Source organism: Rhizobium sp. LEGMi-198b, from assembly GCF_054114205.1.
This window is the reverse complement of sequence record NZ_JBSYVH010000002.1, coordinates 611,976-635,880: the sequence shown is the minus strand read 5'-3', so window position 1 is coordinate 635,880 and position 23,905 is coordinate 611,976. Positions and strand designations below refer to the sequence as shown.

The following is a 23,905-nucleotide window of genomic DNA, read 5'->3' as shown; positions in this document are numbered from 1 at the left end:
AAAGGAGGCGTGAGGGGCGCAGTTTTGTTCGAGCTTATGCCTCAGATATTATTCTGCAAGATATCCCTGAGCTTGCCGAAGAGTTCGTCGATATGGTGCTTTTCGATGATCAGCGGCGGGGAGAGTGCGATGATGTCGCCAGTGGTGCGGATCAGCAGGCCTTTTTCGTAGGCTTTCAGGAAGGCGGTAAAGGCGCGCTTGGTGGGTTCGCCGGCGATGGGGTCGAGCTCGATGGCGCCGATGAGGCCGGTGTTTCTGATGTCGATGACGTTTGGGCAGTCCTTCAGGGAGTGCAGCGCGTCGGCCCAGTAGTCCGAAAGCTCGGCGGCGCGTGTCAGCAGGCCTTCTTCCTTGTAGGTATCGAGCGTCGCCAGAGCTGCGGCAGAGGCGATCGGGTTGCCGGAATAGGTATAGCCATGGAAGAACTCGATCATGTGCTCGGGTCCCTGCATGAAGGCGTCGTGGATTTCCGAGGTCACGAAGACTGCGCCCATCGGGATGACGCCATTCGTCAGGCCCTTTGCGGTCGTGATCATGTCCGGCTTCACGTCGTAATATTGCGCGGCGAAGGGGGTGCCGAGGCGGCCAAAACCGGTGATGACTTCGTCGAAGATCAGCAGGATGCCGTGCTTGGTGCAGATTTCACGCAGCTTCTGCAGATAACCCTTCGGCGGGATCAGCACGCCTGTGGAGCCGGCGACCGGCTCAACGATGACGGCGGCGATCGTGGAGGCGTCGTGCAGGGTGACGATGCGCTCCAGCTCGCTGGCGATATCGCCGCCATGCTCGGGCTCACCGCGCGTGAAGGCATTCTTGCCGGGAAGATGCGTGTGGGGCATGTGGTCGACGCCGGTTAGCAGCGTGCCAAACATCTTGCGGTTGGAGACGATGCCGCCCACGGAGATGCCACCGAAATTGACGCCATGATAGCCGCGCTCGCGGCCGATGAGGCGGAAACGCGAGCCGTTGCCCTTCACGCGATGATAGGCAAGCGCCACCTTGAGCGCGGTTTCGACGGATTCAGAACCTGAGTTGGTATAGAGAACATGGTTCATGCCCTCCGGCGCGATGTCCACCAGCCGGTTTGCCAGCTCGAACGCCTTGGGATGGCCGAGCTGGAAGGCCGGCGCATAGTCGAGTTCGCCCGCCTGCTGGCGAATGGCTTCGGTGATCTTCGGCCGGCAGTGGCCGGCATTCACGCACCACAGACCCGCAGTTCCGTCCAGCACCTGCCGACCGTCATGGGTCGTATAGTACATATCCCTGGCGCTGACGAAGAGGCGCGGCTCCTTCTTGAACTGACGATTGGCCGTAAACGGCATCCAGAAGGCGCGCAAATCGTTGGGGGTGGCATTCAAACGGTCGGACATGCTGTTCTCCAATGGCCATTCGGGGGCCATTTCCCGATCGCGGTGCGGAACCGCGTGATTATTTACTGCCCGGTCAAATTATCAGTCGGCCCCCTGACGTCAAGACAAAGGTAGGGGACAGGGGATGACGAGGGGCGGTTTCGCTTTGGCCGGTCTCCTCCACTGCGTCGCGAACCGCCGAGGACAAGCCGCTAAACGCGAAAAGGCTGGCAAATTGGGAAATTTGCCAGCCAAATCAGTTATATACGTGGTGATGAAAGGGGGCTTGATCTTAAGGGTCGGAAATTATCTTTTCCTTAGAGATCTTGCCTCGACATACCTAGAGCCAGTTTTGGCTATTAAGCAGCCGATCTACTTTTTTCCGGTTCACAATAAATGTCTTCCAGCGTTTCCAGAACCCGAATGACCGAGTCTGAAGTACTGGAGTAGTAAATCGTTTGAGCATCGCGGCGGGTCTTCACCAGCTTCTGGGCGCGCAGCTTCGAAAGATGCTGGGAGAGTGCAGATTGGCTGAGCCCCACCTGATTGGCCAATACGCCAACCGGAACTTCCCCTTTGACCAGGCTGCAAAGAATCATAAGGCGCTTCGGGTTCGCCATAGCAGATAATAATGCTGCCGCCACGTTGGAGTGTTCGGCCAAATTTCTTGTCTTCATCTTTTAATCTTCCTAATGCGGAGCGTACATCAGAAATTGCGGGGGTATTTTTCTAATCGGGGAATTAATCCGATAAGTAACAATACCAATATAGGCCAAAGATTGTATATACCTAAATTTAAGGTATCGAGTATGCTATTTTAGATATGTATGTATGAGTGCCCTGCAACTCCGACAATGGTGCGTCAAATTCCCATCTTAGCGTCTCATCTCCCCGAATTAGGTCGATTCCTGCCATATCTAAGCCACAAATACGCCAATTTTTACCGCCCGATCCTCTCAACCTCTCCACTATAGTTGTAATGATACAAGGGTAGTGGGCTAGTAATTCTCGCACTATCGCATCTGCCTGTTCAGCAATCATCTCGCTAGCCGTCGAGAGAATCATCAGATCGTTCCCGGGCAGGACATATGCTTTTCCAAAACCGCCATTAAGACTGGCGGTAAGCGGTATAAGGCGGAAAAAGCAGAAATCGGCAAAATCGGCATAAAGCTTTGCCTTGGGGTACCGGGCGAGAAAGCGCGAACGAATGCGTCCGTACAGACGGTTTTCGCGACCGACGCGTTCGGCGTTGCATTGAACGCTGAGGCGCGGATGGGCGAGCGGGTCGCCTTTGCCTGGTTCCCCGAAGAGAAGCGAGGCGCGGGGATCTCTCGCCAGCGCCTTGGTATGGGCTGAAAGGCCGGAGACGAGAATGACGGGCACGCCGTCGATATCCGTGCCGGTCAGTACGCGGCTGACGGAAGGGAAGCCTGTTTCCGGATCGATGACGGCCATGGCCGCATAACGAGCGGCGCGCAGCAGGATACGTGCCTGCTTGCGCGCCTCGTCATCGGTTTCCCGCAATACGGACGGTTTATCGTTCATAGTCGCTCTCTCGCAGGGCAGGAGAGAGCATGAGGATAGACTACTCTCTCCGCCGGTGGCTGGTGAGGCCAGCCACGACATCCTGGGCGGAAATCGTCCCGATAATCACGCCGTTGTCAACGACGCCGATATTGCCGGGCTGATGCGTCAGCGCGTCGAGAATATCGACGAGCGGCGTTGTGGCCGTTGCGGTGGCAGTGACCGAGCCGCCTGCTGCGGAGTGGCCGAGACCCTGTTGCATGACGTCGCGGGCGGTCAACATGCTGATCGGGTTCATGTGCTGCACGAAGTCAGCGACATATTGATCGGCGGGGTTTTTGACGATTTCCTGCGGCGTGCCGCACTGGATGATCCGTCCGCTCTCCATGATGGCGATGCGGTTGCCGATGCGGAAGGCCTCGTCGAGATCGTGACTGACGAAGAGGATCGTCCGCTTCAGACGGCGCTGGAATTCCAGAAGTTCGTCCTGCAGGCGGGTGCGGATCAGCGGATCGAGCGCAGAGAACGGCTCATCCATGAGCAGGATCGGCGCGCCGGTCGCAAAAGCGCGGGCGAGGCCGACGCGCTGCTGCATGCCGCCAGAGAGCTCGTTGACCTTGCGGTTTGCCCATTGCGTCAGGTTGACGAGCTGCAACTGCTCGTCGACGCGCTTCTTGCGCTCAGCCTCGGGCACGCCGGCCAGCTCCAGTCCGAAGCCGACATTGTCGGCGACGGTACGCCAGGGCAGCAACGCGAACTGCTGGAACACCATCGAAACGGTATGCATGCGCAGGTCGCGCAGCGCCTTGGGGTTACAGCTATACGGATTGACCGGTCCGGCCTTGCTATTGACAATGACATCGCCGCGCACGACCGGCGCCAGGCCGTTGACCGCGCGCAGCAGCGTCGACTTGCCTGAGCCGGAGAGGCCCATGAGCACGAGGATTTCGCCTTCCTCGATCTCGAGCGAGGCGTTGGCGACGCCGAGCACAAGGCCGGTCGCCTTGCCGATCTCGTCGCGCGACTTGCCGGCATCGGCAAGTTTCAGCGCTGTCTCGGGACGATCGCCAAAGATGATGCTGACATTTTTGAAGCCGACGGCGGTGGTCATGATTTTTCTCCTTCGCCGGGGGCACGGAACATGCGGTCGAGAATGATCGCCAGGATGACGATGCAGGAGCCGGAATCAAAGCTCTTGGCGACGTTGACGCTGTTCAATGCGCGCAGTACCGGCACGCCGAGGCCAGGCGCGCCGACGAGGGCGGCGATGGAGACCATCGAGAGCGAGAGCATGATCGTCTGCGTCAAACCGGCCATGATCTGTGGCGTGGCAAAGGGCACCTCGACCTTGCGCAGCACCTGTCGCGGTGTCGCGCCGAAGGCTTCGGCTGCTTCGACGAGAGAGGGCGGCGTCGAGATGATGCCGAGGCGGGTCATACGGATCGATGCGGGAATGGCGAAGACGACGGTGGCGATCAGGCCCGGTACCATGCCGAGGCCGAGCAGAATCATCGCCGGCACCAGATAGACGAAGGTCGGGATAGTCTGCATCAGGTCGAGGACCGGTCGCATGAAGGCATAGAGCCATGGACGGCGAGCGGCGGCGATGCCGAGGGGGACGCCCACGAGCATACAGACGAAAGTGGAGGCCAGCACCAGCGCAAGCGTCTCGGTCGTCTCCTTCCAGTAACCCTGGTTGATGGTGATCAACAGGCCGACCAGGGTCAGGATCGTGACCGGAATGCTCCGGCGCAGCCAGTAGGCAACGGCCGCGAAAATGATCACAACGACCAGCGGATGCGGTGCCTGCAAGAGGAACAAAAGTCCTTTGATCCCATGCGAGGCAACGAAGGAAAGGCCGTCGAAGAACCATATGAAATTGCTCGTCAGCCAATCCACGAAGGCCTTGGCCCATGGACCGATAGGGATGCGGTAATCGTTTAACCAGTTCACGTCTTTGCCCACCATTGGGGCGGCGATTCCGGGCGTCTCAAATAATTCCGGATAGGGCCGCCGGAGAATAACGGCCTATGGCGCCATGCGGGTCGCTGCCCGATGTGTGACGCAATAGGAGGGAAGCAGTCTCGTTCACGGAAGAGAAAGGGGCGGTTGAGCCGCCCCTTGTCCCCGGATGTCAAAGGCCGAGCTTGGACTTGATTGCCGCCTGCCCATCACTGCCGTCCTTGGCGGTGACGCCAGCGAGCCAGGGAGTAACCGCGGTCGGATTAGCCTTCAGCCATTCCGTGGCAGCCGCCTCCGGCTCCTTGCCGTCATTCAGGATCTTGCCCATGATCTCGTTTTCCATCGGCAGCGAGAAGACGAGGTTTTTAACGAAGGTGCCGACATTCGGGCATTCCTGCAGATAGCCTGCGCGGACGTTGGTATAGACGGTTGCGCCGCCGAAGTTCGGTCCGAAGATGTCGTCACCGCCCGTGAGGTAGGTCATTTTGTAGGTCGTGTTCATCGGGTGGGGAGCCCAGCCGAGGAAGACGATCGGCTTGCCTTCCTTGTCGGCCCGCGAAACCTGGGCAAGCATGCCCTGTTCGGAGGACTCGACCACTTCGAAGCCCTTGAGGCCGAAGGTGTTCTTGTCGACCATGTCGATAACCAGGCGATTGCCGTCATTGCCCGGCTCGATGCCGTAGATCTTGCCGTCGAGATCATCCTTGTGCGTGGCGATATCCTTGAAATCCTTGATACCGAGCTCCGCGCCCTTTGCGTTCGTCGCAAGCGTGTATTTCGCACCTTCGAGATTGGGGCGAACGGTTTCGACCGACTTGTCGGCGGCAAACGGTTTGATGTTCTCGGCCATGGAGGGCATCCAGTTGCCGAGGAACACGTCGATGTCCTTGTTCTTCAACGACTGATAGGTCACCGGCACGGCGAGCACTTTGACGTCGGTGTCGTAGCCGAGCGCCTTCAGGAGGACGGAGGCCGTCGCCGTGGTGGAGGTGATGTCGGTCCAGCCCACATCGGCGAAATGTACGGTGCCACAGCTTGCCGGCTCAGCGGCGGATGCGGTGGTTGCACCCAGCGTCAGCGCGGAAAGAGCTGAGGCGAAGGCAAATGCGGTTAAAGTCATTTTTATCATTGTGTGACTCCCAGTCTAACGTTCCCAAGCAACCACCAATAACTGACATTTTCAAGCGACCTCATTGTATTTGCGCCGGTTTGCGGGGGCTGATTGCGACTCCCTTACGTTTTTTTCAGCCGTGTGTTGCCGAGGCGATCTTGTTCCACCTAAGCCCGCAATTCCTGTGGTTTTCGCCAAAGGCGTCTTTCCTTCCGGCGATGGAAAACCCATGAGACGCTCAAGGAGAATATCATGGCCAAGCTTTACTTCCACTATTCAACGATGAACGCCGGCAAGTCGACCATGCTGCTGCAGGCGGCCTATAATTATCAAGAACGCGGCATGCGGACCGTTGCCTTTATCGCCGCCCTGGATGACCGCGCCGGTCGCGGCAAGATCGCCTCACGCATCGGCCTGGAGATGGCCGCCACACCTTTCGATCAAACGGACGATCTCTTTGCGATGGCGGACAATCTGCACGCCGAGGAAGCGCTTGCCTGCGTCTTCGTCGACGAGGCGCAATTCCTTTCGCGCGAGCAGGTTTGGCAGCTTGCCCACATCGTCGATCGCCTCGGCGTGCCAGTCATGGCTTACGGGCTGCGCACGGATTTCCAAGGCAAGCTGTTTCCGGGCTCGCAGGAACTTTTGACGATTGCCGACGAGATGCGCGAGGTGCGGACGATCTGCCACTGCGGCCGCAAGGCGACGATGCTGGTGCGCCTCGACGGACAGGGCAGGGTGGTGCATGAGGGCGCGCAGATCGAGATCGGCGGCAGCGACAAGTATGTTTCCCTCTGCCGCCGTCACTGGGAGGAGGCGATGGCCGGGGAGTGAAGCGCCCCGCGGCATTGCGTCATCCGGCACGCGGCGGCGAATTTCTCTATGGTCGCGGCTGTCGGGAATACGTCCAGACATCCGATGGTGGAGGAATCATGAAGTTGCGCTGTCTAACGGCCGTGGCCGCCGTTCTTTTTTCCGCTTCGGCCGCGCTTGCCGATGGGGATGCAGTTGCCGGTGCGGCAGTCTTCAAGAAGTGCGCCGTCTGCCACACGGCAACCGAACATGAGAACCATGTCGGGCCGTCGCTGATGGGCGTCGTCGGTCGTCCCGTCGCCACCATCCCCGATTACAGCTATTCGCCGGCGATGAAGGCGTTCGGTGCCGACGGCAAGGTCTGGGACGAGGCGCTGCTCAGAAAATATCTGCCCAGTCCGCAATTCCTGGTGAAGGGCACGAAGATGACTTTCCCCGGTTTGAAGAGTGACAAGGATCTGGATAATCTGATCGCCTATTTGAAGAGCCCGGCTGTCGCACACTGAGGCTGGTTTGCACGCTCGGGGCATTTTCTTTGCGCATATAAGCGGTTAGTCTCGCTGGCAACGGCAATTGAGAGACGCTTTCATGGTCAAGGCCCACTCCTTCGACGGCGAAATCGACAAGGCCCGCGCGATGCTTGAGGACGCGATCAAGGGCATGGATGCGGCCAATGCCGGGCTCGGCCGCAATGCCAAGGGCAATGGACGTTTCGATGCCATCAATTTCCCGGTGGAAGAGGCGCTGGTACGCGAGACGATCGAGTTGCTCGATCGCTGGAAAACCCTGGCGCTGTCGCTGGTGAAGCAACTCGATTTATTGACCGCGGCCGCGGATTTGCAACACCGGCGGCTGTTCGATGAGAAGGCCGGGATCGATACGTCGGGGCTGCTCGGGCGCCGGATGGGCCAGGGCCGTGCCGAGCCGGCGTCGATTGCGGCCGATCTCGATGCGGCCCTTGCAGCGTCAGCATCGCTCGATACGCAGTTCAAGACCGCCCGACCGGCGCTGGTTCGGTCCTTCCGCGATTGCGAGGCGCATCTCGTGCGGATCATCGAGCGGCGGCAGCATATTGATTTCGAGATAGAAGAAGTGCAGCGCCAAGCGGATGCTTTTATTCCAAGAATTTTCGACCGGCGCAGCAGCATTTCCAGCGCTCGCGATGTCGCTTCACGATCGGAATTGGAGGCGGAGTATAGCAGGTTGGTCGCCGAGCAGGATGCTCTTCATGAGCAGGAGCGGGCATTGCAGCCGGGGCGGACAGCGCTACAGCGGCTGATCGATATCTACGAGGAACTGGCGAATGTCCTCAACGTAAAAATCGCCGCCGTCAATGCGATGGCGGGCAAGCTTGCCATCGACATCGAGCAGCGGATTGCCTTGCTGAACGCGGTGATATCGGAAGCTGTGCCGCCGTTGCCGGCCACCGAAAGGCCAGCCAGGGTTGCCGCTCTGATCGCGGCCTTCGAGGCGAACGTGCTTGCGGGGCATGATCTCGCTGCGCGCAAGGCTCGCGCCGATGACGTCTTTACGCGGCGGCTGGAGCCGCATCTGCTGGCCGCCCCTGCGGCTGTCGTCGAGTCGTCGGCTGAGACCGAGCCGGAGACCTGATCATTGATTGAAAAATGACAACAGCCGGTTGCTGTCTCCCTTGGGAACACATATCTGCTTGAGCGAGAATAGCGACATGCCTCCACATGCATGAAAATCCAGAGCGATTTTCATGCACGTGCAGGCTCAAGGTGTCCTGCGTCCCATGCTTGTCCAAGGGACGCGCGGCGCAGCAAAGGAGAGGTTCATGCTTGATTCGATCGCCGCGTTCTTCAAGCGGATCGGCCGCGCCATTGCACGCGGCCTGGGGCTTCTCGTCGTTTGGATACTCTGGCCTTTCCTCGCCGCTCACGGCTGGTACCGGCAGCGCAATTGGCTGATCAAGCTGCCGATTGCCGTCTTCCTGGCGCTGATCGGGACGCTCTACATCTATTTTATCTGGCAGACGCAGGCCTGGAGCGGCTTCGATGCCAATTATCCTGACGTCTACAAGTTTTCAGACCGCAAGGTCGGGGCAGGGCAGGAACTGCCGGCCGTGAATGGACAGCAGGCAGTCGCGAATACGCCGAAGACCTGCCAGACCTCCGCGATCGTCGACGTTACCGCTGACCTCACCGATTTCAACGTCAACCAGAATGCCTGGATCTCCTCGATGCTGCTCTACAAGCTGGGGTTCTTCGGCATGAGCTGGGATGACACGCCCTTCCTCGACAACAAGGCGGCGTTTCAGCGCGGCGTGAACCAGGCGGTGCGGCGCACTTCGGTAGAACTGGTCGATACGCTCGGCCGCGTGCGCGGCACATCCGGCATCAACAGCGATCTGCAGAGCGCGCGTGGCAATCTGCAATTCGACGAAACGAGCTGGTATTTCGGCATGCGCCCCTTTGGTCCGAAGACGCCCACACCGAGCTATTATCGCGCGGCAATCGGCAGCCTGCGCAAGTTCAACAACGATCTCGGCACCTGTAATGCCGTGTTCGACAGCCGCGCCGACAACCTCCTGCAATTCATCGATCGCGTCGCCAACGATCTCGGCAGTACCTCGGACATTCTGGCGGAGCGATCGGAGAACCATAATTACGGCTGGTTTGACATGCGCGCCGATGACCGTTTCTGGTTCGCCTATGGTCAGCTCTATGGCTATTACGGCATCCTGAGCGCCGTTGGCGCCGATTTCCAGCAGGTCATCGCCGAGCGCAATCTTGGTACGCTCTGGACCGGCACCATGAAGCAGTTGCAAGCAGCCTTGCGGATCCAGCCGGCGATCATTTCGAACGGGCGCGAAGACGGCTGGATCATGCCGAGCCATCTCGCGACCATGGGATTCTACATCCTACGTGTGCGCTCGAATCTGGTGGAGATGCGCACCGTTCTCGGCGGCCGTTAAAAGGCAAGGCGGTCGTTAGTGGAATTTGGTAAAACGACTAGCTAATGAGCTTTAATCGGATGGCCTTGGCGACCAGCTGCGTGCGATTAACGCAATCGAGCTTCCGGATCGCGTTGGTCATATAGGCGTTGACCGTGTGATCGGAGAGGGAAAGAATTTGGCCGATCTCGACTGAAGTTTTGCCCTGCGCCGTCCAGCGAACCACTTCCAGCTCCCGGGCGGAAAGCATATGCGGCACGGAACCGTCGTTGCGCTTGATGCAATTGTAGGTGTCGAGCCCTTGCAGCATGATCATGGTGAGCTCATTGAGCTCGCTCTGCCCAAGACTGCTGCGATTGCCCATGAACCAGAAGACCAGGCGCTGTCCGTCAGAGGAATTGATGGGAATGACGATGCCCATCGTACAATTGTGGTTGGTGAAGAGTGTGCGCAGCTCGCGCGGCAGGTCCATGTCCTGGACGGCGCCCTTTTCCAGCAGGTGCCACGGGCGCGGCATGACAGAGTCCCGCGCACGCATCAACATGGAGCAGCGGCGGAGCAACTGGTAACGATCGAAATCACGCAGAAACTGCGGCGGCAGCGAGCCTTCGACGACAAGCGGCGCCAGCATGGAATCTTCCGAAGCCGGAGCGTTCATGAGGGCTACGTGGCTGAAACCGAAAGCGGAACTCGCACGCTCCAAAGCCTGTGCAAAAGCCGTCTGTGTGCGGGCCGTTGCCAACTCGGCGGAAAGCAATAATTGTCTCTCGGCGGTGATGATATAGGACATTTGGATATAGGCGCCCATAGCGTGTTATCGGTATCAAATACCGGATTTCCGGGCGAATGCTAGAGACAAATTTGCGACACCATTCAGAAATAATTCCATTTTCATATGTCTTAATATGGTAAAGTTCTGATTTGTATTACTTTTCCGAAAAGTGACATTTTCGAGCAAAAATCTTGCTGCCTTGACTTCTCCACTGCTGCACAGGTGTGAGCGTCGCTCACGTCCGGAAATGACAGGCGGCAATGTCGGCCGATCGGCCATGGGCGAGGGCCGACGGACGGCCATCAAGGCTTGCCTTGCGAAGGTCAAAAGCGATTGCTATCGGTCTTTCATAGCAATCGCTTCCAGGCTTCTAGTTTATGATCTTCCGTTTGTTCCCGCAGCATGTCGCTCGGCGTTGCCAAAGGGCCTTGTGGCTCCTGGCAACCGTTTTGCTTCTGTTGCCTTCCTTCACGCCTGCTGAGGCTGCCGGCGCTGGCGCCGGGCAATCCATGGACTTCATTCTGGTGCATGGTGACATGGCCTGGTGCCGCGCCAATAATAACTGCCCGGACTGGATCTCCGCCGAAGGGCAGATCATGGCGGATTCGCCGAAGAAATTGCAAAGGCTGCTGAAACGCCTCGGCGGCAGGAAATTGCCGATCATCGTCAGCTCGCCGGGCGGCGATGTCCGGGCGGCCATGGAGATGGCCTACGTCATTCGTAAGCAGAAACTTGCGATCGCTGTCGGCAGGACGCGCTCGCGCGATTGCTCCTATGCCGAGCCGATCTGCTCGGCTGCCCGCGCAAAGGATGGCTCCATCAGGGGCGAAACATTTTCTCTCAGTGCCATCTGTTTTTCGGCGTGTCCGCTGTTTTTTGCCGGCGGCACCGAGCGTGTCTCCAGCCCCTTCGCGCTCCTTGGCGTTCATCAGATCACCACCACCTACAGCGAGGTGCGCGTCCAATACCGCACCGAATATGAATTGGTGAATGGCAAGCGAAAGGTCCTGTCCACACGGGAGGTGGGGCGCAAATTCGTCGGCAAGCACGATACGACCAAGCTCGATCGGAAACAGACGGCGAGGCTCGTCGGTTTTCTGAATGAGATGGGCGTTGATAAATCGCTTGTCGGCCTGATGCTCGGCACCCGGCCGAGTTCGATCCATCTCATCGCGCAGATGGATGCACTGAAGCTGCGATTGACGACGGAGCTTGCCGCTGCCGACCAACTCGTTGCCGCAAGGGACTGTAAGAGCAACCAATCGATTGCGGAGTGTGCTGCCCCGCCCGCCGCCTCGAGTGCCCCGGCAGCCGTCGGCGAATAACCGCGCTTTTAGGCCTCAGGCGTCCTTGCCTTTGGCCTTTGCCATGATCTTTTCGAGATAGCCGAGCAGAAGCGCAGAGACGACGAAGGCGAGGTGCATGATCGTCAGCCACATCAGTTTGCCGTTCTCATATTGGGTGGCATTGAGAAATATCTGCAGCAAGTGGATCGACGAAATGGCGACGATGGAAGAAGCGACCTTGATCTTCAGGCTGCCGGAATCGAGCTTGCCGAGGAAAGAGACTTCGTCGTCGGCCTCGTCGAAGCGGCTGACGAAATTTTCGTAGCCGGAAATCATCACCATGACGATGAGGCTGGCCACCAGTGCGGCATCGATCAGGCCGAGAATGGCGAGAATCATATCCGCCTCGTCATACTCAAAGACGCCGGCGGCGACCTTCAGGAATTTGTAGCCGAACGAGACGCCATAGATGGCGAGCGCAGCCGCAAGGCCGAGATAGAAGACCACCAGAATCCAACGGCTGGAGAGAATGATGCGCTCGACCAGTAGTTCCAGGGACTTCATGCCTTATCCTTTTCCATTCGCTTTACAGCTCGTCCGCGAAAATAGGTCTGTCAGTGCTTTGCTGCAAGGCAGCATGGTTTCGGAAAGGACTGCAATCTGCGGCTATTCACAGTCGATATTTATTGGGCTATCCCGGCAGGGTGAATGCCTCCATGTTCAGGGCGGGAACGGGTGTTATGACAGCGGTGAAATCCGATATAGAAATCGCGCGCGCCGCGAAGAAATTGCCGATCGTCGAGATCGGCGCCAAGCTCGGCATTCCCGCCGAAGATCTCGCGCCTTACGGGCATGACAAGGCGAAGATCGGAGCGAAGTTCATTGCCTCGAAGGCGGGCAACAAGGACGGCAAGCTGATCCTCGTCACCGCCATCAATCCGACGCCGGCCGGCGAGGGGAAGACAACGACGACCGTTGGCCTCGGCGACGGCCTCAACCGCATCGGCAAGAAGGCGATCGTCTGCGTGCGTGAGGCCTCGCTCGGACCTTGCTTCGGCGTGAAGGGCGGCGCGGCGGGCGGCGGCTATGCGCAGGTCATCCCTATGGAAGACATCAACCTGCATTTTACCGGCGATTTCCACGCCGTCACTGCGGCGCACAATCTTTTGGCCGCGCTGATCGACAATCATATCTATTGGGGCAACGAACAGAATATCGATGTTCGCCGCATCACCTGGCGCCGCGCCATGGACATGAACGACCGGGCGCTGCGCGATGTCGTCACCTCGCTCGGTGGCGTGGCTAATGGTTTCCCGCGCGAGAGCGGTTTCGATATCACCGTCGCCTCCGAAGTCATGGCGATCCTCTGCCTGGCTTCCGATCTGACGGATCTGGAAAAGCGGCTCGGCAACATCATCATCGGTTACCGCCGCGACCGTACGCCGGTCTATGCCCGCGACCTCAAGGCGGATGGGGCAATGTCGGTACTGCTCAAGGACGCGATGCAGCCGAACCTGGTACAGACGCTGGAGAACAATCCGGCCTTGGTGCATGGCGGCCCCTTCGCCAACATCGCCCATGGCTGCAATTCGGTAATCGCCACGCGCACGGCGCTGAAGCTCGGTGACTATGTCGTGACCGAAGCGGGCTTCGGCGCCGATCTCGGCGCGGAAAAATTCTTCGATATCAAGTGCCGCAAGGCCGGCCTTTTTCCGGATGCTGCCGTTATCGTCGCAACGGTGCGGGCACTGAAAATGAATGGCGGTGTCAAGAGGGACGATCTCGGGCAGGAGAATGTCGCAGCCCTGGTGAAGGGCTGCGCCAATCTCGGCCGGCACGTCGCCAATGTCCGCAAATTCGGCGTGCCGGTCGTTGTTGCCATCAATCACTTCATCTCGGATACGGATGCGGAGATCGAGGCGCTGAAGAATTATGTGGCGCGTCTCGGCGCCGAGGCTATCCTCTGCCGCCACTGGGCCGAGGGATCGGCGGGGATCGAAGAGCTTGCCTATAAGGTGGTCGAGCTTGCCGAATCCGGCCAGGCGAAATTCCAGCCCCTCTATCCCGACAATCTCTCCCTGCTTGAAAAGATCGAGATCGTCGCCTCGAAGATCTATCACGCCGGCGAGGTGACCGCCGACAAGGCCGTGCGCGACCAACTGCGCTCCTGGGAGGATCAGGGCTACGGCCATCTGCCCGTCTGTATGGCGAAGACGCAATATTCCTTCTCCACGGACCCGAACGTCCGCGGCGCGCCGGAAGGTCATATTGTGCCCGTCCGCGAAGTGCGTCTCTCCGCCGGCGCCGGCTTCGTCGTCGTTATCACCGGCGAGATCATGACGATGCCGGGCCTGCCGAAATCACCGGCAGCAGAACGGATTTTCCTCAATGATCAGGGGTATATCGAGGGATTGTTTTAAGTTCTGATTCCAGTGCAACTGCGTCTGCGAATCCGCGGCCGGCTCAAGTCTGAGATTTAGTGGCAATATCTGAACTCGCCGTTCCTTTTCAGCACGTCCAGATGGAAATGGGTCTCGTGCGCGGCATCGCTGTCCGGGTCCAGAACGGTTCTGAAGTAGAGGCAGGCGGAGGCGCTGGCGCTGCGCTGGAACGCACCTGTCAGCGTCGGGTCTTCGTGGCGAGGCTCGATGCCGACGGTCTTGCCGTTTTCGAAAGTGAAGCTGGCAATGTCGATGGCATTGCCGCGGGCATGTTCCGAAATCTTGCCGGTGGTGGCGTTGTTGCGCAGGCGGCAGATATAGGTCGAGGCCTGGTTGATCTCGGTAATCCGGCCATTGTCCTTCAGCGCGGTTGCGGCAGCGGGGATCACGCTTTCCTTCATCCAGTGGGCTAGTGCTAGGGCGGCCTCGCAGCGCAGCGTGCCTTCCGGTTTCATCTTGATGCCTGGCAATGGTTCCGAGAGAGCAATCGGTTTGTCGATGCCGCAGCCGTTGCCATCGTCGATGCGGGGAATGTCCTTGAATACCGCACCCATGGCACTCAATTCTCCAAGACAGGCCTGATGCTCTTCGTCCGATTCCGCTGCGATGGTCAGCGGTGGCTTTGGCGGCCCCTGCATTTCCCTGGCGGGTGGTTCGGTCTCGGAAGCCTCTGGTTTCGGTGCCGGCACCGGAAGATCGCTGGGCGGTTCCGTCTCGGAGGCCTCCGGTTTTTGAGCCGGTATCGGCAGGTCGCTGGGCGCCTGGGTTTGTTCGCTATCCGGCTTGGGCTGCGGCATCGGGCCGGTCTCGGGGAGGGAGGCGGCCGTCAACATGGCGACGGCGGTGGTGACGGAGATGATCCGGAATAGCATCAAGTATTTCACCCATTTCTAATAGCGACGCCGGGAGAAACGCTCGATGCAGCGATTTCGTTGCAATTCAGCAACTTTATTGGCTTGCCTTAAAACATGATAATTTTATTCATGATTATTCTGGCTGAATATATTGACAATTATAGTCATGTTTTTTATGCGGCAGAAAGAAGGCGGAAATTGCTCCGCTTCGTTAACTAAAATGAACCCAGCCAGCCCCTTGCGTGCGTCAGAAGCACCAACCAGCCAGCCCGGTGAAGCAATTCGAAAGGAATGGTTATGGTTGTCCGGCGATCCCGCTCGGTTCTCTTGGCATGCACGGCGTTTCTCGCCTTTGGGCTCGGCACGGCCTCTTATGCGCAGACGGCAAATCAAAATGATACGACCTCGGGCGAAGCGGCGGCGAAGAGCGATCGCGGAACGGAGTTGAAGCCGATCGTGGTCAAGGGGAAAGCGTCGAAAGATGTGCTCGCCGACTCGCCGACGACCACCGAGACGACAGCTCAGGAGATCGACGACAATCAGATCACCCGTATCGAGGACCTCGGCCGCAGTACTGAGGTCGGCGTCGGCTTCGACCGCACCAGCGGCAGCATCAATATTCGCGGCCTGGAAGACGACCGCGTGTTGACGACGATCGACGGCATCGAAGTCCCGTTCCTGCTCGACGGCGCGCGTGATGCGGATGGCGGCGTCAACAGTTTCGACTTCAACACGCTTTCGACGGTCGACATCGTACGGGGCTCCGATTCCAGCCGCGCTGGTTCCGGTGCCCTTGGCGGCGCTTTCGTGCTGCGCACGCTGGAGCCGGAAGACCTGATCGGCGCCAACGCCACCTGGGGCGGCGTCTTCAAACTCGGCTATAATGGCGACGACCGCAGCCTCGGCGGGTCAGCCGCCGTTGCCAAGCACATCGACAATACCGCTGTCCTTTTCGAGGCCGGATATACGCACGGACATGAGCTGGAAAACAACGGCGACGTTGGCGGCTATTCCACCAAGCGCACCGAAGCCGATCCGGCCGACTACAACCAGCGCAACGGCCTCTTCAAGATCCGCCAATACACCGATGTCGGCACCTTCGGCATCACGGCGGAGCATTTCAATAAGGACACAGACACCGATTGGCGCAGCAAGCAGAGCCCGACCGGCAACTTCCGCCCCGGCAACTATGATGAGACCGACAATATCGAACGCAATCGCGTTTCGCTCGACTACAAATACGAAGCTGACAGCAAGGATTCTCTGATCGATACCGCCAATGCGGTTTTCTACTGGCAGAATTTGCTGCGCGAAAACGGCGCCGAAGGGTATCGCTATACCTCCGTCATTGGCGATTATTGGCGCCGCAACGAGGTCGAGGATCGCAGCATCGGCTTCAACGGCAATGCCTCGAAGGCTTTCGACACCGGCAGCCTGCATCACAACGTCACCTTCGGCCTCGACGTCGCCTTCACCAAGACGCATCAGTATTCGGCCGGTGGCGATAGCTGCAATCTTCCCCGTTGGCGCGCTACTTGCGCATTCCTGCACACCAACCAGTCTGATATGCCGGATGTTGACGGCAAGCGCGTCGGCGCCTTCGTCGACGACAAGATCGAGATCGGGCCCAGTGGTTTCTCTTTGACGCCGGGCCTGCGCTTCGACTGGTACGACTATTCGCCAAAGAATACCGACGCATATCGCGACAGCGCCAACTATACCAGCCTGCCATCCGGACAGTCCGATACCCGCTTCTCGCCGAAGCTGCGTGCGGCGTACCAGCCGCAAGACAATGTCGAGCTTTATGCGCAATGGGCCATGGGTTTCCGTGCGCCGAATGTTAGCGAACTCTACCTGAACTATGGCGTCCCCGGCGGCTATGTCAGCTACGGTAATCCCGATCTGAAGCCGGAAACCAGCAATGGCGTCGAAATCGGCGCGAATCTCGGCGACGACGATTTCGGCGGCCATATCGGCGGGTTCTACAACAAATACAAGAACTTCATCGACAGCGAGAACTCCGTCGATCCGACAGGCACTTATCCGCTGGGGATCACCGAGTACTTCAACCGCGCCAATGTCCGTATCTTCGGCATCGAGGTCAATGCGCACAAGAAGTTCGACAACGGCATCCATATCAAGGGTGCGCTCGCCTATGCCAATGGTAAGGACTCCGACACTGGCGAATGGCTCGACTCCGTCGCTCCGGCCAAGGCTGCTTTCACCGTCGGCTATGCCACGGAGATCTGGGGAACCGACCTGACCTTCATCACGGCGACGAGCGAACCGAAGAAGGATGGCGACAGCTTCCGCACGCCGGGCTACGGCATCTTCGACCTGACGGGATGGTGGGAGCCGGAGCAGGTGAAGGGTCTGACGCTGCGCGCTGGCGTCTACAACATCTTCAACAAGACCTATTACGACGCACTCAATGTCGCCTCGACCAGCTTGACCCAACCGCACGAATTCTATTCGGAGCCGGGCCGGACCTTCAAGCTGACGCTGACGCAGAAGTTCTAAGCGAGCTCATCGTGATGGCAGAAAGGGCGGTGCTTCGGCATCGCCCTTTTCCTATTTTCTGGCCTTCGTGCTGTCCGTATTGCCGGTCGACTGGTCAGGCCTGATCCGCGAGCAGCGCTCTTACCTTGTCTACATCCGACGATGTAGCGGGATTGTAGACCACCATGCCGAGATCGGGCCTGCCGTCGACCGTAAAACTTGAATATTCGAGGGCGATCGGACCGGCGGTCGGATGATGCAGATGCTTGGTGCCCTCGCCATAGCTGCGCACGTCATTGTCGCGCCACATCGCCTCGAATTCGGGGCTTCGGCGGCTGAGATCCTCGACCAGGCCTTTGACGTTTTCGGCGGCTCCGGCCCGGGCCACTTCAGTGCGGAACGCTGCCACGATGAAGCGGGCATCGGCCTCCCATTCCGGCATGGCGTTGCGCACACGGGAGCTGGAGAAAACGAGACGCAGAATGTTGCGTTCTTCCGGCGGGATATCGCCATAGTTGGCGAGCACGACCGAAGCGGCACGGTTCCAGGCGATGATGTCCCAGGTGGAATTCTTCACAAGCGCCGGGCTGAGCTCCAGCGAGTCCAGCACGCGTTGAAGCCGTGGCGTCACACCTTCTGCCGGCTGATAGCGCACTTCGGGCGGCCGGCCGAGGGCAAGGAGGAAGAGGTGCTCGCGCTCGACATTCGTCAGCATCAGGGCGCGGGTGATCCGGTCCAGTACATCGGCCGAGGGGGCGCCGCCGCGGCCCTGTTCGAGCCATGTGTACCATGTCGCGCTGATATTGGCGCGCTGTGCCACTTCCTCGCGCCGCAGCCCGGCCGTTCGCCTGCGTCCCGGCGGAAGGCCAAAAGCGGTCGGATCGAGCTTGGTGCGGCGATCCCGGAGGTAGGTTCCAAGCGGGTTGTGGTCTGCGGCCGGCATGTTCGTCCTATTAGTCATTATACCCGTATATGGTCACTACTTTACCCTGATAATTGATCCGTGGATAGTGTTCTCAGTTTGAACCTGGAGAACTTCCCATGCGTGTTTTTGTTACCGGCGCGACCGGTTTCGTAGGGTCCGCTGTTGTTGCTGAATTGATCGATGCCGGCCATCGGGTACTCGGTCTCACCCGCTCTGAGGCCGGTGCCAAATCTCTTGTCGCCGCAGGTGCCGAGGTGCATCGAGGCGATCTTGAAGATCTGGAAAGCCTGCGTAGTGGCGCGGCCGCTTCGGATGGCGTGATCCATACCGGTTTCAATCACGACTTCTCGAAAATTGCGGAAAATTGCGAGATGGACAGGCGCGTCATCGAGGCACTCGGCTCGGCGCTGGCGGGTTCCGACCGCCGCCTGATCGTTACCTCCGGGACCGGGCTGCTTTCGCCGGGTCGTCTCGCGACCGAAGACCAGATTCCGGAATTCGGTCCCGCTTCGTTTCCTCGCGTCGCTTCCGAACAGGCGGTTTTGTCGATTGCCGCGAAAGGGGTGCGCGCATCGGCATTGCGGCTTCCTCCCTCGGTCCACGGCGTCGGCGATCATGGTTTCGTTCCGATCCTCATCCGCATCGCCCGCGAGAAGGGTGTTTCCGCCTATATCGGCGAAGGGCAGAACCTCTGGCCGGCAGTGCATCGGCTCGACGCCGCCCGTCTCTACCGGCTCGCGATCGAGACGGAGTCCGGGGCCGCCCGATACCACGGCATCGCCGAAGAGGGCGTGCCGTTCCGAGAGATCGCCGGCGTCATCGGCCGCCGCCTGAACCTGCCGGTCGTCAGCAAGACGCAGGAGGAGGCCGCAGAGCACTTCGGCTGGTTCGCCCATTTTGCCGGGCTCGATTGCCCGGCCTCCAGCCAAAGGACACGGGATTTGCTGGGATGGCAGCCGGAGCAGCCCGGCCTCCTTCAGGACATCGATCGCGACGAATATTTCGCAGCCTGAGCAATTGGACGAAGCCGGGCGCATGCTCAGCTTCGTCGTCCCGAACATCGGATTGCCCGTAAACGCCGCGCGATTGTCTATCACAGCGTTCAATGCTATCAAGGCAGCGCAACCTATTGAGAGAGGAGGACCGCATGATGACGTTTGTCTGGCGTAATCGCCAGTTCGGTCCGACTCATGCCCTGCAAATGCGTTTGCAGGGCTGATCAGAGGCTGTCTCTCACTCATTTCCTCCTGGTCTGCCCCTGTTGGGTAATGCGACGCTGAACTTTTGCGTTCAAGCGGCTGTATCACGACATCTACCGAGTAACTTCAGCATCGCACGGCGATAAGGCGCCTGTTGCTGGCTTGCTTGGTCGGACCGGAAGAAAACCATGACTCTGATCAATCTCCGCAATTTCGGCATCACCCTGGGTGTGCCGCTTATCTCCAATCTGAATTTCACCGTCAGCGCCGGCGACCGCATCGGCCTCGTTGCCGCAAATGGCCGGGGGAAATCCACGCTGCTCAATTGCATCGCCGGCAGGCTGGAGCCAACGGTGGGCGACATTACCCGTTCGCGCGGCCTTCGGGTTGGATATGTCGAACAGAATGTGCCCGCCGCTCTGGCTGACATGTCTTTCCACGATGCGGTACTTCGCGCTCTGCCGGCCGAACAAGCCGAGAGCGAGGGCTGGCGCGTCGACGTCGTTCTGGATTCGCTCGACGTCCCGCAGGCGCTGCGGGAGAGGGCGCTTGCCAATCTCAGCGGTGGTTGGCAGCGGCTTGCCATGCTCGCCCGTGTCTGGGTAACCGAACCGGACGCCCTGCTGCTGGACGAGCCGACCAACCATCTCGATCTCGCCAAGATCGCACTCCTCGAAGAGTGGTTGAACGCTCTGCCGCGCGACGTGCCGGTTCTGATATCGAGCCACGACCGCGCCTTTCTCGATGCCGTCACCAACCGCACACTGTTCCTGCGTCAGGAACAATCGGCGGCCTATGCCTTGCCCTATGGCCCGGCACGGGCAGTGTTGGACGAGACCGACGCCTCGGATGAGCGGCGTTACCAGAAGGACATGAAGACGGCGCAGCAACTGCGCAAGCAGGCGGCCAAGCTCAACAATCTCGGCATCAATTCCGGCAGCGATCTGTTGACGGTGAAGACGAAGCAGCTCAAGGCACGCGCCGAGCGGCTGGAGGATGCGGCACGGCCGGGCCATCAGGAGCGTTCGTCCGGTGCAATCAAGCTCGCCAATCGCGGCATTCAGGCCAAGATATTGGTGACGCTGGACGATGCGTCCGTCGAGACGCCGGATGGCACATTGCTGTTCAAGACCGGCAAACGTTGGATCTGCCAGGGCGATCGCATCGTCCTGCTTGGCCACAATGGGGCGGGAAAGACCCGGCTCATCGAGAAGATCCGCAAGGCCATTGCCGATCAGAGCGCACCGGGGGCGATCAAGGCAACACCTTCGCTGGCGCTAGGCTACAGCGATCAGGCGCTCTCCAATCTCGATCCGGACGATACGCCGCTCGGGGTCATCACGCGACTGTTCGAACTCGGCGAACAGCGGGCGCGAACGCTGCTCGCCGGCGCCGGCATGGGGGTCGACATGCAGGGCCGTGCCATCGGCAGGCTTTCGGGCGGCCAGAAGGCGCGCTTGTCCATACTGGTGCTCCGGCTAACCAATCCGAACTTCTACCTGCTCGATGAGCCGACCAACCATCTCGATATCGATGGGCAGGAAGCGCTGGAAGGTGAGCTGATGGCGCAGGAGGCAAGTTGCCTGCTTGTTTCTCACGATCGCAGCTTCGTGCGCGCCGTCGGCAATCGCTTTTGGCTTATAGACCGAAAACGGTTGATCGAAGTCGATGGACCGGAGGAGTTTTTCGCAGCGGCTGGGCGGCAGATTTAAAAGGCGAGGGCAGAGGCGAACATCGTTTCTGCCCGTTCCCTAAGATTGCGGCTTGCGCATCACCTCATCTCACGCTAACAATTCCCGCCATGAACATGTCCTTGAACAACATTGCAGTTTGGTGGTGGGCACGCTGAAGCGGCCTCGACCAATCGTGTTCAAAGACGACGAGTGAGCCGCCCGAAAATTCGAGGCGGCTTTTTTGTTATAAAGGCCGCCTGTCATCCGGGCCCGACAACGGAGTGAGGAACAATGGTAACGATCCTTCGGGATGATGGTGCGGAAATCTACGAGACGAAGGGCGGGATCACCGTCACCCGGCAGCGCCGGCCGACGCCTTATGCGGATGCGGTTTCGTCCTATATCGACAAGCTCGACGAGCGCCGCGGCGCGGTGTTTTCGTCGAACTACGAATATCCCGGCCGCTACACCCGTTGGGATACCGCCATCGTCGATCCGCCGCTTGGTCTTTCCTGCAATGGGCGCAATGTCTGGATCGAAGCTTATAACGAGCGTGGCGAGGTCATTCTCGGCTTCATCGCGGAGAAGCTGAAGACCGTTTCCGAGGTCGTGCTTGGTGCCTCAACGCCGCGCCGGCTCGATCTGGCGGTAAAGATGCCGGATCGTGTCTTCACTGAGGAAGAGCGCTCGAAGATGCCGACCGTCTTCACGGTGCTGCGCGCCGTGACCGATCTCTTCTACTCGCAGGCCGACGCCAGCATCGGCTTCTACGGCGCCTTCGGCTACGATCTCGCTTTCCAGTTTGATGCGATCGATCTGAAGCTCAAGCGTCCCGACGATCAGCGCGACATGGTGCTTTATCTGCCGGACGAAATCCTGGTGGTCGACAACTACTCCGCCAAGGCCTGGATCGATCGTTACGATTTCGCCAAGGGCGGCGTCTCCACCGAAGGCAAGTCCGGCGACATCGCTGCCGAGCCGTTCCGTCAGACGAGCACCATTCCCCCGAAGAGCGATCATCGCCCCGGCGAATATGCCGAGCTGGTGGTCAAGGCGAAGGAAAGTTTCCGCAAGGGCGATCTCTTCGAAGTCGTTCCGGGCCAGAAGTTCATGGAACGCTGCGAGAGCAAGCCCTCCGATATCTCCAAGCGGCTGAAGGCGATCAATCCGTCGCCCTATTCCTTCTTCATCAATCTCGGCAATCAGGAATATCTCGTCGGCGCTTCGCCGGAAATGTTCGTCCGCGTCTCAGGCCGCCGCATCGAAACCTGCCCGATCTCCGGCACGATCAAGCGCGGCGACGATCCGATCGCCGACAGCGAGCAGATCCTGAAGCTTTTGAATTCCAAGAAGGACGAGTCCGAGCTGACCATGTGCTCGGACGTCGACCGTAACGACAAGAGCCGCGTCTGCGAGCCAGGCTCGGTGAAGGTCATCGGCCGCCGGCAGATCGAGATGTATTCGCGGTTGATCCACACGGTCGACCATATCGAGGGCCGCCTGCGCGACGATATGGATGCTTTTGACGGGTTCCTCAGCCACGCCTGGGCCGTCACCGTCACCGGCGCACCGAAGCTATGGGCAATGCGCTTTATCGAGAACCATGAAAAGAGCCCGCGCGCATGGTATGGCGGCGCGATCGGCATGGTCGGCTTCAACGGCGACATGAATACCGGCCTGACACTGCGCACCGTGCGCATCAAGGACGGCATTGCCGAGGTTCGCGCTGGCGCTACATTGCTGAACGACTCGATCCCGGAAGAAGAAGAAGCAGAAACCGAACTGAAGGCCTCCGCCATGTTGTCCGCTATCCGTGATGCCAAGGCTGCGAATTCCGGCAAGCAGCAGCGCGACGTCGCCTCGGTCGGCAAGGGCGTGAAGATCCTGCTCGTAGACCATGAAGACAGTTTCGTGCACACGCTGGCCAATTACTTCCGCCAGACCGGTGCGACGGTTTCGACCGTGCGTACGCCCGTGCCGGAAGAGGTCTTCGACCGGCTGGATCCGGATTTGGTCGTGCTGTCGCCAGGTCCCGGCAACCCGAAAGATTTCGATTGCAAGGCGACCATCAAAAAGGCGAGGGCGCGCAACCTGCCGATCTTCGGCGTCTGCCTGGGCTTGCAGGCGCTTGCCGAAGCCTATGGCGGCGAGTTGCGCCATCTGGCGATCCCGATGCATGGCAAGCCCTCACGCATCCGCGTGTTGGAGCCCGGTCTGGTTTTCTCTGGCCTTGGCCGCGAGGTGACCGTCGGGCGCTATCATTCGATCTTTGCCGATCCGTCCAGCCTGCCGCGTGACTTCATGATCACGGCCGAAAGCGAGGACGGCACGATCATGGGCATCGAGCATGTGAAGGAGCCGATCGCGGCCGTGCAGTTCCATCCGGAATCGATCATGACGCTCGGCGGCGATGCCGGCATGCGGATGATCGAGAACGTCGTCGCTCATCTGGCGCGGCGGGCAAAAACCAAGGCTGCGTGACGCAAAATCGTAGCCACTGATGCTTGAACAAACCCCATGCACACGAAAAAAGTGCATGGGGATGTTTTTTGCCTTGAAAGAGGCCAACAAGCCCTGAAG

Annotated in this window: 20 protein-coding genes; 10 read left to right on the top strand and 10 right to left on the bottom strand. The window is 59.5% G+C overall.

What is annotated here, in order from left to right; genetic code table 11:
• Positions 1-41: 41 nt before the first annotated feature.
• The 6 genes from aptA to ACXHXG_RS09715 form a co-directional block, all read right to left on the bottom strand.
• Positions 42-1,370: an omega-aminotransferase AptA gene (gene aptA, locus ACXHXG_RS09740; RefSeq protein WP_285167843.1), complete on the bottom strand. Its 1,329-nt coding sequence runs from the start codon at positions 1,368-1,370 to the stop codon at positions 42-44.
• Positions 1,371-1,708: 338 nt separating this feature from the next.
• The gene (locus ACXHXG_RS09735; protein WP_028751732.1) at positions 1,709-2,026 is read right to left on the bottom strand and encodes an ArsR/SmtB family transcription factor; all 318 of its coding nucleotides are present in this window, start codon (positions 2,024-2,026) and stop codon (positions 1,709-1,711) included.
• Positions 2,027-2,144: 118 nt separating this feature from the next.
• Positions 2,145-2,894 (bottom strand): HugZ family pyridoxamine 5'-phosphate oxidase, encoded by a 750-nt coding sequence (locus ACXHXG_RS09730; RefSeq protein ID WP_457899152.1) that lies wholly within the window; start codon positions 2,892-2,894, stop codon positions 2,145-2,147.
• A 40-nt stretch (positions 2,895-2,934) separates the two neighbouring features.
• A complete protein-coding gene (gene choV, locus ACXHXG_RS09725) occupies positions 2,935-3,984 on the bottom strand; it encodes a choline ABC transporter ATP-binding protein (RefSeq protein WP_285167845.1) in 1,050 nt (349 codons plus the stop codon).
• Positions 3,981-4,841 carry a choline ABC transporter permease subunit gene (choW, locus tag ACXHXG_RS09720; protein WP_245463873.1) on the bottom strand — a complete coding sequence of 287 codons (861 nt, stop codon included), beginning with the start codon at positions 4,839-4,841 and terminating at the stop codon, positions 3,981-3,983. The genes choV and choW overlap by 4 nt, the downstream gene beginning before the upstream one ends.
• Positions 4,842-5,007: 166 nt before the next feature.
• Positions 5,008-5,964, bottom strand: a complete 957-nt coding sequence (locus ACXHXG_RS09715; RefSeq protein ID WP_104823799.1) for a choline ABC transporter substrate-binding protein — start codon at positions 5,962-5,964, stop codon at positions 5,008-5,010.
• Positions 5,965-6,198: 234 nt separating this feature from the next.
• On the opposite strand from ACXHXG_RS09715, the gene ACXHXG_RS09710 reads away from it, so the two are divergent.
• From ACXHXG_RS09710 to ACXHXG_RS09695, 4 genes are all read left to right on the top strand, one after another.
• On the top strand, positions 6,199-6,780 hold the full coding sequence (locus ACXHXG_RS09710; protein WP_457899151.1) for a thymidine kinase: 582 nt from the start codon (positions 6,199-6,201) through the stop codon (positions 6,778-6,780).
• A 98-nt stretch (positions 6,781-6,878) separates the two neighbouring features.
• The gene (locus tag ACXHXG_RS09705) at positions 6,879-7,265 is read left to right on the top strand and encodes a c-type cytochrome (RefSeq protein ID WP_104825164.1); all 387 of its coding nucleotides are present in this window, start codon (positions 6,879-6,881) and stop codon (positions 7,263-7,265) included.
• An 82-nt stretch (positions 7,266-7,347) separates the two neighbouring features.
• Positions 7,348-8,370, top strand: a complete 1,023-nt coding sequence (locus tag ACXHXG_RS09700) for a hypothetical protein (protein ID WP_104823797.1) — start codon at positions 7,348-7,350, stop codon at positions 8,368-8,370.
• Positions 8,371-8,557: 187 nt separating this feature from the next.
• The gene (locus ACXHXG_RS09695; protein WP_104823796.1) at positions 8,558-9,697 is read left to right on the top strand and encodes a DUF2333 family protein; all 1,140 of its coding nucleotides are present in this window, start codon (positions 8,558-8,560) and stop codon (positions 9,695-9,697) included.
• 37 nt (positions 9,698-9,734) lie between these two features.
• Here ACXHXG_RS09695 and ACXHXG_RS09690 read toward each other — a convergent pair whose 3' ends face one another.
• The gene (locus ACXHXG_RS09690) at positions 9,735-10,466 is read right to left on the bottom strand and encodes a helix-turn-helix transcriptional regulator (RefSeq protein ID WP_104825163.1); all 732 of its coding nucleotides are present in this window, start codon (positions 10,464-10,466) and stop codon (positions 9,735-9,737) included.
• Positions 10,467-10,897: 431 nt separating this feature from the next.
• Here ACXHXG_RS09690 and ACXHXG_RS09685 point away from each other — a divergent pair, with 431 nt between their 5' ends.
• Positions 10,898-11,773 (top strand): COG3904 family protein, encoded by an 876-nt coding sequence (locus ACXHXG_RS09685; RefSeq protein ID WP_457899150.1) that lies wholly within the window; start codon positions 10,898-10,900, stop codon positions 11,771-11,773.
• A gap of 15 nt (positions 11,774-11,788) precedes the next feature.
• Here the strand turns inward: ACXHXG_RS09685 and ACXHXG_RS09680 are convergent, their stop codons facing one another.
• Positions 11,789-12,298, bottom strand: coding sequence for a TIGR00645 family protein (locus ACXHXG_RS09680; protein ID WP_104823794.1), 510 nt, complete (start codon positions 12,296-12,298; stop codon positions 11,789-11,791).
• Between the two features lie 176 nt (positions 12,299-12,474).
• On the opposite strand from ACXHXG_RS09680, the gene ACXHXG_RS09675 reads away from it, so the two are divergent.
• A complete protein-coding gene (locus tag ACXHXG_RS09675) occupies positions 12,475-14,154 on the top strand; it encodes a formate--tetrahydrofolate ligase (RefSeq protein ID WP_104823793.1) in 1,680 nt (559 codons plus the stop codon).
• Positions 14,155-14,210: 56 nt separating this feature from the next.
• On the opposite strand, the gene ACXHXG_RS09670 is transcribed toward ACXHXG_RS09675, so the two are convergent.
• The gene (locus ACXHXG_RS09670; RefSeq protein ID WP_457899149.1) at positions 14,211-15,047 is read right to left on the bottom strand and encodes an extensin-like domain-containing protein; all 837 of its coding nucleotides are present in this window, start codon (positions 15,045-15,047) and stop codon (positions 14,211-14,213) included.
• A gap of 279 nt (positions 15,048-15,326) precedes the next feature.
• Between ACXHXG_RS09670 and ACXHXG_RS09665 the strand changes: the two genes are divergently transcribed.
• Positions 15,327-17,549, top strand: coding sequence for a TonB-dependent hemoglobin/transferrin/lactoferrin family receptor (locus tag ACXHXG_RS09665; protein WP_457899148.1), 2,223 nt, complete (start codon positions 15,327-15,329; stop codon positions 17,547-17,549).
• 94 nt (positions 17,550-17,643) lie between these two features.
• Here the strand turns inward: ACXHXG_RS09665 and ACXHXG_RS09660 are convergent, their stop codons facing one another.
• On the bottom strand, positions 17,644-18,471 hold the full coding sequence (locus ACXHXG_RS09660; protein ID WP_283046711.1) for a helix-turn-helix transcriptional regulator: 828 nt from the start codon (positions 18,469-18,471) through the stop codon (positions 17,644-17,646).
• A gap of 98 nt (positions 18,472-18,569) precedes the next feature.
• Between ACXHXG_RS09660 and ACXHXG_RS09655 the strand changes: the two genes are divergently transcribed.
• From ACXHXG_RS09655 to ACXHXG_RS09645, 3 genes are all read left to right on the top strand, one after another.
• Positions 18,570-19,466, top strand: coding sequence for an SDR family oxidoreductase (locus tag ACXHXG_RS09655; protein ID WP_457899147.1), 897 nt, complete (start codon positions 18,570-18,572; stop codon positions 19,464-19,466).
• A 374-nt stretch (positions 19,467-19,840) separates the two neighbouring features.
• Positions 19,841-21,364 (top strand): ABC-F family ATP-binding cassette domain-containing protein, encoded by a 1,524-nt coding sequence (locus tag ACXHXG_RS09650; protein WP_457899146.1) that lies wholly within the window; start codon positions 19,841-19,843, stop codon positions 21,362-21,364.
• A gap of 252 nt (positions 21,365-21,616) precedes the next feature.
• Complete coding sequence (locus ACXHXG_RS09645; RefSeq protein WP_260303081.1) at positions 21,617-23,806, top strand: anthranilate synthase; 2,190 nt, start codon at positions 21,617-21,619, stop codon at positions 23,804-23,806.
• Positions 23,807-23,905: the final 99 nt, after the last annotated feature.

Coding starts and splice junctions, on each gene's coding strand:
- aptA (WP_285167843.1), bottom strand. CDS start 1,370: ATGTCCGACCGTTTGAATGCCACCCCCAACGATTTGCGCGCCTTCTGG.
- ACXHXG_RS09735 (WP_028751732.1), bottom strand. CDS start 2,026: ATGAAGACAAGAAATTTGGCCGAACACTCCAACGTGGCGGCAGCATTA.
- ACXHXG_RS09730 (WP_457899152.1), bottom strand. CDS start 2,894: ATGAACGATAAACCGTCCGTATTGCGGGAAACCGATGACGAGGCGCGC.
- choV (WP_285167845.1), bottom strand. CDS start 3,984: ATGACCACCGCCGTCGGCTTCAAAAATGTCAGCATCATCTTTGGCGAT.
- choW (WP_245463873.1), bottom strand. CDS start 4,841: ATGGTGGGCAAAGACGTGAACTGGTTAAACGATTACCGCATCCCTATC.
- ACXHXG_RS09715 (WP_104823799.1), bottom strand. CDS start 5,964: ATGATAAAAATGACTTTAACCGCATTTGCCTTCGCCTCAGCTCTTTCC.
- ACXHXG_RS09710 (WP_457899151.1), top strand. CDS start 6,199: ATGGCCAAGCTTTACTTCCACTATTCAACGATGAACGCCGGCAAGTCG.
- ACXHXG_RS09705 (WP_104825164.1), top strand. CDS start 6,879: ATGAAGTTGCGCTGTCTAACGGCCGTGGCCGCCGTTCTTTTTTCCGCT.
- ACXHXG_RS09700 (WP_104823797.1), top strand. CDS start 7,348: ATGGTCAAGGCCCACTCCTTCGACGGCGAAATCGACAAGGCCCGCGCG.
- ACXHXG_RS09695 (WP_104823796.1), top strand. CDS start 8,558: ATGCTTGATTCGATCGCCGCGTTCTTCAAGCGGATCGGCCGCGCCATT.
- ACXHXG_RS09690 (WP_104825163.1), bottom strand. CDS start 10,466: ATGTCCTATATCATCACCGCCGAGAGACAATTATTGCTTTCCGCCGAG.
- ACXHXG_RS09680 (WP_104823794.1), bottom strand. CDS start 12,298: ATGAAGTCCCTGGAACTACTGGTCGAGCGCATCATTCTCTCCAGCCGT.
- ACXHXG_RS09675 (WP_104823793.1), top strand. CDS start 12,475: ATGACAGCGGTGAAATCCGATATAGAAATCGCGCGCGCCGCGAAGAAA.
- ACXHXG_RS09670 (WP_457899149.1), bottom strand. CDS start 15,047: ATGCTATTCCGGATCATCTCCGTCACCACCGCCGTCGCCATGTTGACG.
- ACXHXG_RS09665 (WP_457899148.1), top strand. CDS start 15,327: ATGGTTGTCCGGCGATCCCGCTCGGTTCTCTTGGCATGCACGGCGTTT.
- ACXHXG_RS09660 (WP_283046711.1), bottom strand. CDS start 18,471: ATGCCGGCCGCAGACCACAACCCGCTTGGAACCTACCTCCGGGATCGC.
- ACXHXG_RS09655 (WP_457899147.1), top strand. CDS start 18,570: ATGCGTGTTTTTGTTACCGGCGCGACCGGTTTCGTAGGGTCCGCTGTT.
- ACXHXG_RS09650 (WP_457899146.1), top strand. CDS start 19,841: ATGACTCTGATCAATCTCCGCAATTTCGGCATCACCCTGGGTGTGCCG.
- ACXHXG_RS09645 (WP_260303081.1), top strand. CDS start 21,617: ATGGTAACGATCCTTCGGGATGATGGTGCGGAAATCTACGAGACGAAG.